The sequence below is a fragment of the Plantactinospora sp. CA-294935 genome (assembly GCF_050936445.1).
GTDB lineage: Bacteria > Actinomycetota > Actinomycetes > Mycobacteriales > Micromonosporaceae > Plantactinospora.
Genome location: NZ_JBNJMU010000001.1, coordinates 4,142,854 through 4,156,923 on the forward strand (window position 1 = coordinate 4,142,854; position 14,070 = coordinate 4,156,923).

10 protein-coding genes and 1 riboswitch are annotated in these 14,070 nt (G+C 73.6%); of the genes, 4 read left to right on the forward strand and 6 right to left on the reverse strand.

The features are described from left to right. Positions 1–219 precede the first annotated feature (219 nt). Complete coding sequence (locus tag ACQEVC_RS18545; protein ID WP_432879026.1) at positions 220–1,461, forward strand: cellulose-binding domain-containing protein; 1,242 nt, start codon at positions 220–222, stop codon at positions 1,459–1,461. A gap of 112 nt (positions 1,462–1,573) precedes the next feature. On the opposite strand, the gene ACQEVC_RS18550 is transcribed toward ACQEVC_RS18545, so the two are convergent. The 3 genes from ACQEVC_RS18550 to ACQEVC_RS18560 all read right to left on the reverse strand — a co-directional run bounded on the left by ACQEVC_RS18550 (position 1,574) and on the right by ACQEVC_RS18560 (position 6,769). Further along, on the reverse strand, positions 1,574–2,677 hold the full coding sequence (locus ACQEVC_RS18550; RefSeq protein WP_432879028.1) for a coiled-coil domain-containing protein: 1,104 nt from the start codon (positions 2,675–2,677) through the stop codon (positions 1,574–1,576). 6 nt (positions 2,678–2,683) lie between these two features. Further along, positions 2,684–2,811: riboswitch (cyclic di-AMP (ydaO/yuaA leader) on the reverse strand. A 249-nt stretch (positions 2,812–3,060) separates the two neighbouring features. Next, complete coding sequence (locus ACQEVC_RS18555) at positions 3,061–3,975, reverse strand: cation diffusion facilitator family transporter (RefSeq protein WP_432879031.1); 915 nt, start codon at positions 3,973–3,975, stop codon at positions 3,061–3,063. Positions 3,976–4,228: 253 nt separating this feature from the next. Further along, positions 4,229–6,769, reverse strand: coding sequence for an ABC transporter permease (locus ACQEVC_RS18560; RefSeq protein WP_432879034.1), 2,541 nt, complete (start codon positions 6,767–6,769; stop codon positions 4,229–4,231). Positions 6,770–6,953: 184 nt separating this feature from the next. Here ACQEVC_RS18560 and ACQEVC_RS18565 point away from each other — a divergent pair, with 184 nt between their 5' ends. Both ACQEVC_RS18565 and ACQEVC_RS18570 read left to right on the forward strand, forming a co-directional pair. After that, complete coding sequence (locus tag ACQEVC_RS18565) at positions 6,954–8,234, forward strand: DM9 repeat-containing protein (RefSeq protein WP_432879036.1); 1,281 nt, start codon at positions 6,954–6,956, stop codon at positions 8,232–8,234. Beyond that, positions 8,231–8,356, forward strand: a complete 126-nt coding sequence (locus tag ACQEVC_RS18570) for a hypothetical protein (protein WP_432891518.1) — start codon at positions 8,231–8,233, stop codon at positions 8,354–8,356. The genes ACQEVC_RS18565 and ACQEVC_RS18570 overlap by 4 nt, the downstream gene beginning before the upstream one ends. Positions 8,357–9,389: 1,033 nt before the next feature. On the opposite strand, the gene ACQEVC_RS18575 is transcribed toward ACQEVC_RS18570, so the two are convergent. The 3 genes from ACQEVC_RS18575 to ACQEVC_RS18585 all read right to left on the reverse strand — a co-directional run bounded on the left by ACQEVC_RS18575 (position 9,390) and on the right by ACQEVC_RS18585 (position 13,279). Continuing rightward, positions 9,390–11,513 carry a HelD family protein gene (locus ACQEVC_RS18575; RefSeq protein ID WP_432879040.1) on the reverse strand — a complete coding sequence of 708 codons (2,124 nt, stop codon included), beginning with the start codon at positions 11,511–11,513 and terminating at the stop codon, positions 9,390–9,392. Positions 11,514–11,664: 151 nt separating this feature from the next. Continuing rightward, positions 11,665–12,669 carry an alpha/beta fold hydrolase gene (locus ACQEVC_RS18580; RefSeq protein WP_432879042.1) on the reverse strand — a complete coding sequence of 335 codons (1,005 nt, stop codon included), beginning with the start codon at positions 12,667–12,669 and terminating at the stop codon, positions 11,665–11,667. Positions 12,670–12,949: 280 nt separating this feature from the next. After that, a complete protein-coding gene (locus ACQEVC_RS18585; protein ID WP_101367378.1) occupies positions 12,950–13,279 on the reverse strand; it encodes a hypothetical protein in 330 nt (109 codons plus the stop codon). Between the two features lie 294 nt (positions 13,280–13,573). Here ACQEVC_RS18585 and ACQEVC_RS18590 point away from each other — a divergent pair, with 294 nt between their 5' ends. Further along, complete coding sequence (locus ACQEVC_RS18590; protein WP_107261790.1) at positions 13,574–14,065, forward strand: DUF3145 domain-containing protein; 492 nt, start codon at positions 13,574–13,576, stop codon at positions 14,063–14,065. Positions 14,066–14,070 lie beyond the last annotated feature (5 nt).

Below are 14,070 nucleotides of genomic sequence, written 5' to 3' on the forward strand. Positions count from 1 at the left end.
GCTTGCATCGATGGTTGTCTCTAAGCTTGGTCGGCGCCGTCACGCGACCGGTACGGGCTGGCCGGGGTGTCGTGGCGGATCGATGATCATGGGAGCTGGTCACGGGAGTCCAACGAGGGCGGTACGCGCCGCGCGCGTCGGCCACTCGTCGTCGTAACAGCACTGCCGGCACGCGCCAGGGGCGGCGACGGGGCCGGCAGTCGTCCGAGAGGAACTCCCATGCGGATCTCCGCACCGTACCGTCGCGTCTCCCTGGCCCTGGCCGCGGTGACCGCGATCGCCGCGAGCAGTGTCGCCGTGCTCGGCACCGGGTTGACGCCGACCGCGCAGGCCGCCGCCGGCTGCCTGGTCGACTACACCGCCAACCAGTGGACCGGTGGCTTCACCGCCGCCGTCCGGGTGACCGCCGGGGGCAGCCCGGTGAACGGCTGGACCGTGACCTGGACCTACGGTGGCGACCAGCAAATCACCAGCAGTTGGAACGCCCAGGTCAGCCAGTCCGGCGCGACCGTGACCGCCCGGAACGTGGCCTGGAACGGGTCGCTGCCGGCCGGCGGCTCCACCGAGTTCGGGGTGCAGGGCAGCTACGCCGCCAGCTCGTCTGCGCCGACCGGGTTCACCCTCAACGGCGAGCCGTGCAACGGTGCCGAGCCGACCACTCCGCCCAGCACCGCGCCGCCGACGACCAGGCCGCCGACGACTCCGCCGACCAGTGCCCCGCCGACGGTCACCCCGCCGCCGACGGTCCCGCCGACCACTCCGCCGCCGAGCGGCTGCGGTTCGGCGGTGCTCTGCGACGGCTTCGAGAACCAGACCGGCACGGCACCCTCCGGCGACTGGAGCGTCAGCTACCCGGACTGCTCGGGCAGCGGCACCGCCAGCATCGACACCTCGGTCGCGCACCAGGGCACCCGGTCGGTGCGGATCAACGGCGCCGTCGGCTACTGCAACCACGTCTTCGTCGGCTCCACCCGGGATCTCGGCGGCGTCGGAGCGGTGCGCTACGCCCGGCTCTGGGTCCGGCACACCACCGCGCTGCCGACCTCGCACGTGACCTTCCTGGCCATGCGGGACGCCAACGACGGCAACCGTGACCTGCGGATGGGCGGGCAGAACGCCGCCCTGCAGTGGAACCGGGCCTCCGACGACGCCACCCTGCCGGAGCAGAGCCCGAACGGTGTCGCGCTCAGCGCGCCGCTGCCGGTCAACCAGTGGACCTGCCTGGAGTTCATGGTGGACGGCGCGCAGGGCCGGCTCTCCACCTGGGTCAACGGCACCGCGGTGACCGGGCTGACCGCCGACGGTACGCCCACGCACGACGTCGACGGACAGTGGTACAACCGGGCCAACTGGCGGCCGAGCCTCACCGACCTGCGGCTGGGCTGGGAGAGCTACGGCGAGGGCGCGAACACGCTCTGGTTCGACGACGTGGCGCTGGGCTCGACCCGGATCGGCTGCTGACCGGCGCACCCGGTCCGGGGTTACGGCCGGGTGCGGAACGAGAACCGCCGGCACTGCCCAGGGGTGGCGGGCGGTGCCGGCGGTTCGCGATCGGTGCCTCAGGTGCCGTCGATCAGTTCATCGACAGGTGCACGTGGTTGGTGTGGTCGCTGGACGGGTCACCGTTGCCCCCGTTGTACGTCTTCCAACCACCGCTCGGCAGCCAGATCTGCTTGAACCAGATCACGTACAGCACGCCAAGTCGATCGGCGTTTCGCACGAAGTACGCCGCCAGGTTGTTGCCGTACGTCCGGTCGCCGCCGGTCGCCACCCCGCCGAACCCGTTCTTCTGGGCGGCGAAGTCGCAGGCCTGCCCCTTCGGATGCTCGCCGCTGCCGCCACTGCGGAAGCAGGAGACGAACCGGGTGAAGCCGGCCGCCTGGGCCTGCTTCAGCGCGTGCAGGGTGCGCGCGGTGATGCAGCCGCTGGTGGTCGGGTCGTCGAGACTGCACGACTCGTCCGGGAAGGAACCGTCGGCGTTGCGGGGTGCCGGTCGCGCCGACCCGCCGCCGCTGCCGCTGATCCCCGAGCCGGCGCCGCCGCTGTTGTTCGCCGCCGCCAGCGCCCGTTCGGCCTGCTTCTTGCGGGTCTCCATCACCTCGACCTGCTTGCGCTGCTCGCCGATCTCCTTGTCGAGCGCCGCCTTGGCCTGGGTCTCCTTGTCCAGGCTCTCCCGCAGCCCGCGCAGCTCCCGGCTCTCGTTCGCCGAGATGGTGTCGAGTGCGGCTGCCCGGTCCACCAGGCTGGTCGGAGAACCGCTGTTGAGCAGGGCGGAGACCTGCCCGAGCCGGCCGGTCCGGTACGCCATGTCGGCCATCTCGGCGACCCGTTCGCTCCGGCTCGCCACCTCGGTGCGCAGCGCGGCGAGCTGCTGGTTCAGATCCGTCTGCCGCTTGACGGAGTTGGCCAACCTGTTCTTGGCGGTCAGGTAGCCCTTGCTGGCGGCCTGAAGCTGCTCGCGCAGGCTGTCGGTGCCTCCGTCGATGTCGTCCCCGCCGGGTGCCGCGGCCAGCGTCCCGGGGGTCGCGTACTCCGGTGCCGCGGCGGCGGGTGCGCCGCCGAGTGCCGCGAGGACCATGCCCAGGGCGACGGCCACGGTCGTCGCGGCCTTCCGGGGCGGTCTCGTGGCTCTCTGCGCGGACGCCGGAGCCTGTCGGGTGGGTGCCAGGAACGGCATATGACAATGTCCTTCCGTCAGCCGCCGACCGGGTTAGCTGACGGGTTCGGGACGGAAGATCCCTACCGCTGGAGCGGATGCACCCCTGGTACGTGGTTCCCCGGCTCGCGCGTGCGATTAGGCGACGGTCTCCGCAGGCGCCGGAGGGCGCCGCCCGGCGGAAACCGGAGCCGAGCCTACCGGCAGTTGCCGCCCGGGGATACGTGGCGTTGCCGGAGTTAGATTCGCGATTCTCCTACTTCGCAAGGATGTATCCGGACAAAAACCTCAAGCGCCGGATCGAAACTTAAGATGCCGCTAACTATCGGTGAGCCTCGACGTCTCCTGAGGCGGAATTCCGACAGTTTCCGGCTGACTCCGCCGTGACGCAGCGTCGCGAACGGTCACCACTCGGTGGGCCCGCAGCCTCCGGGGGCGGTGTTCGGCTCGACCTGGAGGGTGGCGTGCGAGATGTGGAAGTCCTCGCGCAGCGCCGACCGGGCCGCGGCGAGTACGGTACCGACTTCCGCATCGCTGTCCAGCCTCAGGTGCGCCGAGGCCACCTCCATGCCGGAGGTGAGGGTCCAGACGTGCAGGTCGTGTACGTCGCAGACCCCGGGTACGCCGGCCAGCCGGGCGCGTACGGCGGCCACGTCGAGGTGCTCGGGCGCGGCCTGCACCAGGATGCGTACGGCGGTCCGGCCGAGCCGCCAGGTGCGGGGCAGGATGAACAGCCCGACCGCCAGGGCCACGATCGGATCGGCCCAGCGCCAGCCGGTCAGGATGATCACCACGGCGGCGAGGATCACGCCCGCCGAGTTGAGCAGGTCCCCGAGCACTTCGAGGTAGGCGCCGCGCAGGTTGATGCTCTCCCGCGCCCCGGCCCGGAGCAGGCCGAACGCGGCCGCGTTGGCTAGCAGGCCGAGCGTGGCCACCAGCAGCATCGGGCCGGCCGCGACCCGGGGCGGGTCGTCGAACCGGCGTACCGCCTCGACCAGCACGTAGAGCGCCACCCCGAACAGCAGTACCGCGTTGGCCAGCGCGGCCAGCACCTCCAGGCGGTAGAGCCCGAAGGTCCGCTGCGGGTCGCCGGCCGCCCGCCGGGCCGCCGTGATCGCGGCCAGCGCCATCCCGATCCCGAGCACGTCGGTGAACATGTGCCCGGCGTCGGAGAGCAGCGCGAGCGAGCCGGTGACCAGCGCGGCGACCGTCTCGACCACCATCAGGACGGCGAGCAGCCCGAAGGCGGCCCAGAGCCGTCCCCGGTGCCGTTCCGCCGCCCGGGTCAACCGCCCCCCGTGGTCGTGCCCGGCCCCCAACACCCCCTCCTTCCGGCCCGATCGCCCCCGCCGTCGATACTGCCGGCCGGCCGGCGGCGGGAACCCGTCCTGTGCGGAATCGGTGCCCCCGTCCTACTGGAGAACGACGGTGTCCCCGTCCCTACCGGAGAACGGCGCTGACCCCGTCCTACCGGAGAACGACGGTGTCCCCGTCCCTACCGGAGAACGACGCTGACCCGTCCTACTGGAGAACGACGGGCGGGCGTGCCCGGCTCACCCGTCCGTGCCCGGCTCACCCGTCGTCGCCGAGGGTGGCGACGATCGGGGCCCGGGCAGCCCGGCGGGCCGGCAGCAGGCTGGCCAGCACCGCCGCCGAGGCGGCCAGCGCGGCGCAGAGGGCGAGCTGCCCTACGGGTACGGCCGGCAGCCCGTGCCCGTAGCTGCTGATCAGACCCATCGCCGCCGTCCAGCCGAGGCCGAGCCCGAGGGCGATCCCGGACAGTGCCCCGACCGCACCGGCCAGGGCCGCCTCGGTCAGCAGCATGGTCGCCAGTTGCCGGCGGGACAGGCCCAGCGCCCGGACCGTCGCCGACTCCCGGCGGCGTTCGACGACCGAGAGCGCGAGCGTGTTGCCGATGCCCAGCACGGCGATCAGCACCGACATGCCGAGCAGGGCCGCGAAGATCCCCAGCAACTCGTCGAGGGTGCGGGACAGCGCGTCGGCCTGGTCGGCGAGACCGCGTACCCGGACCGCCGGCTGGTCGGCCAGGGCCGCGTCCAGCGCCTGCCGGCCGGCCGCCGTCGACACCCCCGGGGCGAGGTCGACCAGCAGCCGGTCCGGCTCCCCGGGGCCGTACGCGCCGACGAACGACGCCCAGGGGACCAGGGCGGCACCGTCGACCGGGCTGTCGTCGTAGACCGCCACCACGGTCAGCGGCCCCGGTGGACCGAGGCCGAGCGCGATCCGGTCGCCGACCCCGATGCCCCGTTCGGCGGCGAGTTGCCGGCTCACCGCCACCGTGCCCGGGGCCAGCCCGGCCAGGCTGCCGGCGGTCACCTCGGGGCGGATCGGTCCGTGCAGCCGCTCGGGCGGCACCGCCCAGACCCGGATCCGGTCGTCCAGGGGCGAGTTGGCCAGGCGTACCTCGGCGACGGTGCCGAACGCCGGATCGGGACGGAGTCGCTGCGCCATCCCGGGCGGCAGCGGGCCACGTACCGCCACCGGCGAGCCGTCGGTGCGGACGCGGTCGAGTACGAAGTCCACCGGGAAGTTCTCGGCCAACTCCCGCCCGGCCTGCTCCCGGGCGGTCGCCAGCAGCACGCTGAACATCGCCATCAGGGCCACCCCGATGGTCAGCGCGGTGCTGGTCGCCGCCGCCCGCCGGGGATTGCGTCGGGCGTTCGCCACGGCCAGCCGTACCACCGGACCGAAGACCCGGGCCGGCAGCCAGCCGACCAGCCGGACCGCCCGGGGGACCAGCAGCGGGGCCGCCACCACCGCGCCGAGGAAGGCGACCATGCCGCCGCCGAGCACCAGCGGCAGTCCGGGAAAGGCCAGCGGCAGCCCGACCAGTACGGCCAGTCCGCCGACCCCGGCCAGGCCGAGCGCGACCGCGATTCGGGTACGGCGGCGCCGGCCGCCGCCGGCCTCGACGGCGTCCCGGGACCGCAGCGCGGCCAGCGGCGCCACCCGGCTCGCCTCCACCGCCGGCACCAGCGCGGCCAGCACCGTGACCAGGGTGCCGAAGCCGAGCGCGACCAGCACGGTCGGCCAGCGCACCACCGGGGCGTGCAGCGGGATGTCCGAGGCGACCAGCTCACGACCCCGGATCAGCCCGTACCCGACGAGCAGGCTGGCCAGCAGCCCGCCGACCGAGGCGAGCAGGCCGAGGATGCCCGCCTCCAGGAGTACGGCGCCGCGCACCTGCGCCCGGGAGGCGCCGACGCAACGGAGCAGGCTGACCTCCCGGACCCGCTGCGCGCCGAGCATGGCGAAGGTGTTGTAGATGACGAACGCCGACACGGTGAGCGAGACCAGGCCGAAGCCGAGCAGTACGGCGAGGAAGCCGTCGACGTACTTGGCCGCCTGCCGGGCGAGCCGGTCCCGCAGGGCCGCCCCGGTCAGGGTGCGCGTGCCGGGGCCGACCGCCTCGGCGATCCGGTCCCGCAGCCGGGTCGGGTCGGTGCCCTCGGTGGCCCGGACCACCACCTGGGCGTAGTCGGCGGTACCGGTGAGCGTGCCGAGGTCGGCCGGGGTCAGCGCGGCGACGGCGGAGCCGCCGAAGAGCCGGTTCACCCCGAGGTCCAGCACGCCGACCAGGCGCAGCCGGTGCACCGTGCCGGCCCGGTCCAGCACGGTCACCGGGCCGTCGAGCGCGAAACCGGCGCCGGCCACGGTGGCCCGGTCCAGGGCGATCTCGCCAGCGGTGCCCGGTAGCCGCCCGGCCGCCACGTCGTACGGGGCCAGCGCGGCGTCACCCGGCACCGACAGGGCGTACCCGATGTGGTCCTGGCTGGTGATCAGCTTGCCGTTCCGGTCGAGTACGCCCAGCCAGGCCACGACCCGCCCGTCCACCGCCGCGACACCGTTGACGGCCGCCACCCGGCGTACCGTCGCCGGGGTGAGCAGCCCGTGCTCCGGCTCCACCACCACGTCCACGTTCCGGGCCGACCGGGCCAGGTCGGTGTAGAACGCCGCCCGGGCGGTGTCGCCGTAGACCAGCGTGCCGGCGAGGAAGCCGACCGCCACCACCACCGCGAACCCGGTCAGCACCACCCGTACGGCGTGCGCGCGCAGCCCGGCCAGGGCGAGCCGGAGCAGCGGATGGTTCATCCGCCGGGGCGGGCGACGGGGTGCACCGGTGCGATGAGGCGCATCGGACCAGTGTCGCCGGAGGCAGGGCGCCGCGCCGCCGAGCTGTCGAGATGTGGACAAGCCGGTCGGGTGTCGGGGGCACGGCCGCTCGTTGGCCATCGGTGGTCCGCGATTCCTGAACCTGTTGATCTATCCTCACGGAATGGATATTTCGGCCGATGGGTATCGCTGGGAGACTGCCCGCGGCGGCCGGATCCCACCCGGCGCGGTACCGCACGGCTACGAGGCGGACGGCGAGCCACTGTGGGTGTGCCGAGTCCGGATGAACGGCGGTGTGCACCCGGGCAAGGTCCGCCCCGGTTTCGGCGCGGCCCTGGCGGCCTGGGGCGGTAAAGAGGTCAGCGTCGACGAGTACGAGGTGCTGATGGATCGCGGCGTCTGGGGTGTCGCGTCCGGCGGCGCGGTGCCCGGGGATGCGCTGCCGGTGGGCCGGGAGAGCGGCGGCGAACCGCTTTACGTAGCCCGCGGGGCGGTCGCGCTTGGCGCACTACACATCGGCAAGGTGCGGCCCGCCTTCGGCGCCGCGAACATCGGATACGGCGACGACGAGCACACCGTTTTTTCGTACGAGCTACTGCTGCGCCCGTCGGCTCCTCCGCCGACGGCCCCGCGGCGTGCCGGGATCCAGATGGAACCCACCTACGCCGACTTCGGCACCGAGCCGCCACGCATCGGGAACGTCACGATCACCGACGTCGACCGGTCCTCGGCTGCGGGCGACCACCTGGCCATCGGCGCCGGCGGGTCGGTCGAGCTGGAGTTCGACGTGCCCGACCCGGCCGTCGTCCGTGAGGCCTGCGTCGCCCTCGTGGCGCTCGCGTCGATGCTTTCCCGGGCGCCCGGATACGCCCCGCTCACCGTTCGCCTCAACGGCAGACTCCTGGCCGAGCGGCTGCGGATCCCGAATGGCGGTGGACTCCCGCAACGGCTGGTCTTCGCGGTCCCGGCCGAGGAGTTGGTGGCCGGCTGGAACACGTTGCGGATCGAAAGCGGTGACGACGCCCGGAGCATGCTGTGGTTGTACCGGGTGACGATCGACCCGATGCACGCACACGATCAGGCGGGGCTGGCGCTCGAACGGCAGGCGATCGCCGAGCCGGTGCTGCGGTACGCGAGCGACGCCGGTGAGGTCACCATCTTCATCGACCGTGGCGAGCAGGCCGTCCTCGACCAGGTGGCCTGGGCGGACGCGTCCGGCGCCGAGTATGCGATCACGTTCGAGAAGCAGCAGGCTGCCTTCTACGGCTGGAGCCGGCAGCCGGGTGAGCAGCCGAGAGAGTTCCGCGGCCGGCTGATCGAGCGCGGCTCCGTCGCCAAGGAAGCTCGGCGCTTCTCCACCGAGGAGGGCTGGAGCGGTGGGTGGCACCGCTCTGGTGACCTGCTCTTGGCGGTGGTGTCGCTGGCCGCCCGGTCACCAGGCTGACCTGGCGCGACGGCCGCGGCAACAACGGCGCGGTCGCCTTCGGCGACGGCGGGTTCCTGGGGACCTATCAGCGGGTTGGCGAGGGCCCCATCGGCTACCGTGGCCGTCCGGCGTGGTGGTGATTCTGGTGGGCCCGCGACCCGCCTGGCGTGCTGTTACCAGGGGGCCGGCCGACTCGCGGTCGCGGTGTGCGCCACCTACCGCCGGCAGTTTCGGGACAAGGGCATCACCCCGATCAGCGCCCGACGCGGCACCACACCCGGCTCAGGACTCGGCACCCGCCGCTGGGTAGTCGAGCAAACCATCGTGCTGCTCCACTGGTTCCGCCGCCTGCGCGTCCGCCGGGAGATCCGCGACGAACGATCCGGGTCGTCGCACCCCGAGGCCACTCCAAAGGGGATGACGGCGGCCCCGGGGTGCTCCCCGGTCGGTGCCGGCCCCGGGTGATGCGCGGGGAAGCGGAAGCCGGTGCCGACGTTTCAGGGGGGTGCCGGACCGGCGCTAACGGCGCCGGGGCACCCAGTAGATGATCAGCCCGACGATCAGCGCGGGATGCGGCGGTCGGGGAAATCGATCCACGGGCGCTGTGGCTCCTCCGGCTGCGGGGGTGGCGGGGGCGGAGGTGGCGGGGGCGGCGGCGGTGGCGGCGCTTCCTCGTGCCCGACCCGTGCTTCCGGGCGATCCGACCCGCAGCGCCCCGACCCGCAAGCCGTCAGACCGGGGGCGGCCCGACTTGGCTCATTAATGCGCGCCGGGCATGGCTCGAGTGTGGCGTGGGGGCCGGCGGGTACGGGGACCTCGAACTTGCGCGGGTACGCCGCTGAGGAGCGGGCGCTGATGCGTCCGCCGGCCGATCTACCAGCCCCGGCCGCCTTGCAGCGCCCACGATATGGAACAACTCTCAAGATTCTTGGCAACTTAGGGCTCGTGGCGAACCATAACTCTCCAAGAATCTTGAGACTTGCCGTGTTGGCGGCGTCCCCTGCCGGACCGGGGCAGCATCGGGTCCACCACCGCTTTCTGCACGTGACGGGGCAGCCGCCAGGGGCGGCCCGGCCGCCCGACCCGGCAACCGTCACCGCTCCGGCGCCCGACTCGCAGTGGCCCGACCCGAAAAGCCGTCAGGCCGGGGGCGGCGGCCGAGCCCGGGAGCCGTCAGAGCGGGTCGACGGTGCTGAGTCGCTGGGTGGCCCGGGAGAGCGCGACGTAGAGGGTGCGTACCCCGGCGGCCGAGTCCGCCCGGATCTCGGTCGGGCCGACCAGCACGACGCCGTCGTACTCCAGGCCCTTGGCCTGCATGGTGTCGACCACCTGGAGGCGCGGGTCGGCAGCCGGCTCCAGCCAGCCGGCGACCTCGGCCCGGCGGTCGACCGCGCTGATCACCCCGACCGTCCCCTCGACCTCGGCGAGCAGCTTCGCCACCGCCTCCCGGACCGCGTCCGGCAGTTCGGCGGCCGGCACCACCAGCTCGACCGGGGGTACCCCGGTGGCCCGCACCGCCACCGGCAGTGGCAGGTCGGGGAAGACCTCGCGGATCACCCGGGCCGCCGCCGCGAAGATCTCCGCCGAGTTGCGGTAGTTGGTGGTGAGGGTGAACTCGTGCCGGGGGCGCCGGCCCAGCGCCTTGTCCTGGGCCCGGGACAGCTCGGCCGGGTCACCCGTCCAGGCGGTCTGGGCCGGGTCGCCGACCACGGTCCAGGAGGCGAGCCGGCCCCGGCGGCCCAGCATCCGCCACTGCATCGGGGAGACGTCCTGGGACTCGTCGACCACCACGTGGGCGTACTCGCGGTAGTCGGCCGGCCGTTCGGCGGCGGCGTCCCGGCCGGTCCGGGCCGAGCGCTGCCGGTCCGCGTACGTGGTCACCTCGCGGACCCCGCCGGCCAACTGGTACGGGTCGCGGTTGCGCCGCGCCGGTCGGGGCGGCCGGCCCAGCAGGTGGTCGAGTTCGTCCAGCAGTGCGACGTCGGCGACGGTCGGCCCCGCGCTGCCCAGCGTCCGGTACGCCTCGGCGAGCAGCCGGGTCTCGGCCCGGGACAGGATCCCGGCGGTGTACCGGCGCAGCCGCTCCGGCTCGGCCAGCCAGGGCAGTACGTGCCGGGGGTGCAGCCGGGGCCACCAGGCGCGCAGGAAGTCCCGGAACTCGGGCCGCTCGGCGATGTCGTCCTCGAAGGTCCGCTGGTCGGGCAGCCGGCCGACCCGCAGTTCCTGGGCCTGTGCCCAGAGCGCGGCGAAGATGCCGTCGAAGCCGGCCCGGCGGACCTCGTTGCGGCGGGCGCCCGGCGGCAGCGCCCGGGTCCGGATCCGCTCCAGCTCGGCGCCGTGCAGCCGGAGCAGTTCGCCCCGGTAGAGCAGCCGCAGCTCGGCGGGGGCGTCCGGGACCTGGTCCCGGACCGCCCGCTCCAGCACCCGGCGCATCCGCAGCGAGCCCTTGACCGCGGCGACCGCCACCGGATCGGTGCGGGTGGCCTCGACGCCGTCGAAGAGCGAGCCGAGCGAGTGCAGGGTGGCGGCGTTCTCGCCGAGCGAGGGGAGCACCGAGGCGATGTAGTCGACGAAGACGGCGGACGGGCCCACCACCAGCACCCCGCCGCCGGCGAACCGGTTGCGGTCGGAGTAGAGCAGGTAGGCGGCCCGGTGCAGGGCCACCGCCGTCTTGCCGGTGCCCGGACCGCCGGAGACCACGGTCACCCCGCCGGCCGGGGAGCGGATCGCCTCGTCCTGTTCCCGCTGGATGGTGGCGACGATGTCGCGCATCTCCCGGCCGGTGGTCCGGGACAGGGTGGCGAGCATGGCGCCGTCGCCGACCACCCGCATCCCGTCCGGTGCCGCCGCCGGGTCGAGCAGGTCGTCGGAGATCCGGGTCACCCGCTCGCCGCTGGAGGTGATCACGCGGCGGCGTACCACCCCCTGCGGGTCGGCCGCGGTGGCCTGGTAGAACGCGGCGGCGGCCGGTGCCCGCCAGTCGATCACCAGCGGTTCGGCGTGCTCGCCGCGTACGCCGAGCCGGCCGACGTGCAGCACCTGCCCGGTGTTCAGGTCCAGCCGGCCGAAGACCAGCCCTTCGTGCTCGGCGTCCAGGGTGTGCCGGCGCCGGGCGGCGTGGAAGACCATCGCGTCCCGTTCCACCAGCGCGCCGAAGTTGCCGACCCGGGCCAGTTGGTAGCCCTCCCGCTCGGCCAGCACGGCGGAGTGCCGCAACTGCGCCAGCCGGGCGTAGACCCGGTCCAGGTGGCGCTGTTCGGCTTCGATCTCCTGCCGCAGCGTGGTGTGGTCCGTCAACGCGTCTGCTCCCGGAGATCGATCTGTGGCGACGCGGCCGTCCGGCACCGGAGGTCCGGACGGCCGCGCGCCGAATTGCCAGGAAGCGAGGGTACGCCGTGCCGGCAGCCTCCGACTCGGCCACGCCAGTCCCGCAGCGCCCCGATCGGGTTCAGGGGCATGGTGCGCCGCGCCGGGCGCCGACCCGTCTGGGCTGTTCGAGGATGGTCACGGCGCGTTTCGCCCGGGCGGCGGCGGTCGCCTTCCGGGTGATCTTCGTCGCCGGCCGGACCCGGTCGACGACCGAGCGGAGCGCGGTGGTGACCTCGTCGGGGCGTTCCAGCATCAGCATGTGGCCGGCGCCGGGGCAGACGGTCAGCGCGGCCGAGGGCAGCGCCTCGCTGATCGACACCGTGCAGGGCGGTGGGGTGAGCCGGTCGCGGTCGCCGACCAGGGCCGCCACCGGCAGGTCGCCGAGGGTGGCGAGCGTCTCCAGCCGTTGCTGCGCCCCGATGGAGGGCCGGAACCCGCCGATCGAGACGAACGAGGCCCGGGCCACCGCCGAGGTGGTCAGCCGGATGTCGGCCGGGTCGCAGACGTCGCCGAAGAGCAGCCAGCGCAGGGTCGGGCGGAGCGCGTGCAGCAGGGGTGCCGGGGTACGCCAACCGCCGCACCGGGCCAGTAGCCCGGCGCAGGTGGTCTCGGTGACCCGGATCAGCCGGGCCAGCGGTGCCGGTACGCCGTACCCGGTGTGCGTGTGTCCCTCGGCGGTGGTGGCCACGAAGACGAGCCCGGCGACCCGGCGGGCGAAGTCGGCGGGGTGCCGGTGGGCGTACTCCATCACCGTCATGCCGCCCATCGAGTGCCCGACCAGCACCACCGGCCCGGTCGGCGCCACCTGGGCGAGCACCTCGGCCAGGTCGTCGCCGAGCCGGGCGAGGGTGGCCGAGCGCAGCGTGGTCGGGCCGGACCGGCCGTGCCCGCGGGCGTCGTAGCAGACCACCCGGACGGTGGCGCCGTACGTCTCGCGCAGCGCGGTCAGCTGCCGGTGCCAGGTGCGCCCGTCCAGGGTCCAGCCGTGCAGCAGCACCACGGTCAGCGGGGCGGTGTCCGGGCCGGAGACGTCGACGTGCAGCCGTACGCCGTCGGAGAGGCGTACCGGGACCGGGTCGGGCATGGTCACCTCCGCGTCGAGCCGGGGTAGCCGTACCCACGGTGACAGATGGGCGCTCCGCCGGGGTGGCGCCGACGGGTCGGGCCGGCGCGGCGCCGCCCTCCCCGGCCTGCCGGAACGCGTCGCCGTAACGGTGGATACCCGCGCGCCGTCCCGGCGAATCATCCGCCCCGGCGGGTCGGGCCGGGCGGTGCGGAAACGCCCGGCGCAGACCTGAACGCCCCGACGCGGGACGATCCGGGTCGGGGCGTTACGGGTGGTGAAGCTGATCGTGCCGGTGGGCTCAGGCCTCGAAGACGCCGGCCTCGACCAGCCGCTTCTCGGTGGTGTCCCAGCCGTCGGCCGGGTACGTGGCGGCCAGGTTGTTCAGCTCGGCCCGGATCTTGACGGCGTGGCCGGCACCGGCGAGCGTCCGGATCTCCTCGACGAAAGCCTCGGAGTCGGTGCGCAGGTGCGAGGTCTTGCCGTTGGTCAGGTTCCGCACGTAGGCGTGCTTGCCGCCGTTGAGCGGGATGAGGTACTTGAACTCACCGAGCACGCTCAGGGCGCCACCCTGGCCTGCCTGGCCGGCACGGACGGATGCGCGCGCGGTCTTGGAGGTGTTGCTCGCCACGGAGGTACTCCTTGAAGACGTACGGGAGGACTGGGTAGTCCGAGGGGACGGCCTGGGCGGCAGACGCCGCCGGGCAAATTTTACACGACAACGGTGATGGCCGGACGGCTACCGCCGCTGACGTGCGGTCCAACTACCGTCACCGGTACGGCTATTCCCCCGGGGCAGTTTCGTGAATCCCTGGCGTACCATCCGTCACACAAGTCATCATGTGTTCCAGCAATCGCACGGGAGATCAGCCCGCCGAGGTCGAGGTCGTAGGGGAAGACGCACCTCGCTCTCCGGGAGGTCACCGTGCCAACGCGTGGCGTCGTATACGTCCACTCGACCCCACTCGCCGTGTGCCAGCACGTCGAGTGGGCGATCGCGCGCGTCCTTACCGCGCCGGTCACCCTGCACTGGACGGCCCAGCCGGTCGATCCGGGCGCCCGTCGGGCGGAGTGCGGGTGGTCCGGCCGGCCTGGGACCGGCGCGGAGCTGGCGGCTGCCCTGAGACAGTGGCCCATGATCCGTTTCGAGGTCACCGAGGAGCCGAGTCCCGGCGTCGACGGTGAGCGGTTCATGTACGTGCCCGGCCGGGGGCTCTTCCGGGCCACCGCCGGAGCGGCCGGCGACATCCAGCTCGGCGAGGACCGGCTGCGATCGATCATGGAGTCGGCCCGGGCGCCGGAGGCGCTCGCGCACGCGCTCGACAAGGCGATGGGTACCGCCTGGGACGCCGAACTCGAACCGTACCGGTACGCCGGGGACGGCGCCCCGGTCACCCTGCTCACCCGGGTCGGCTGAGCGAC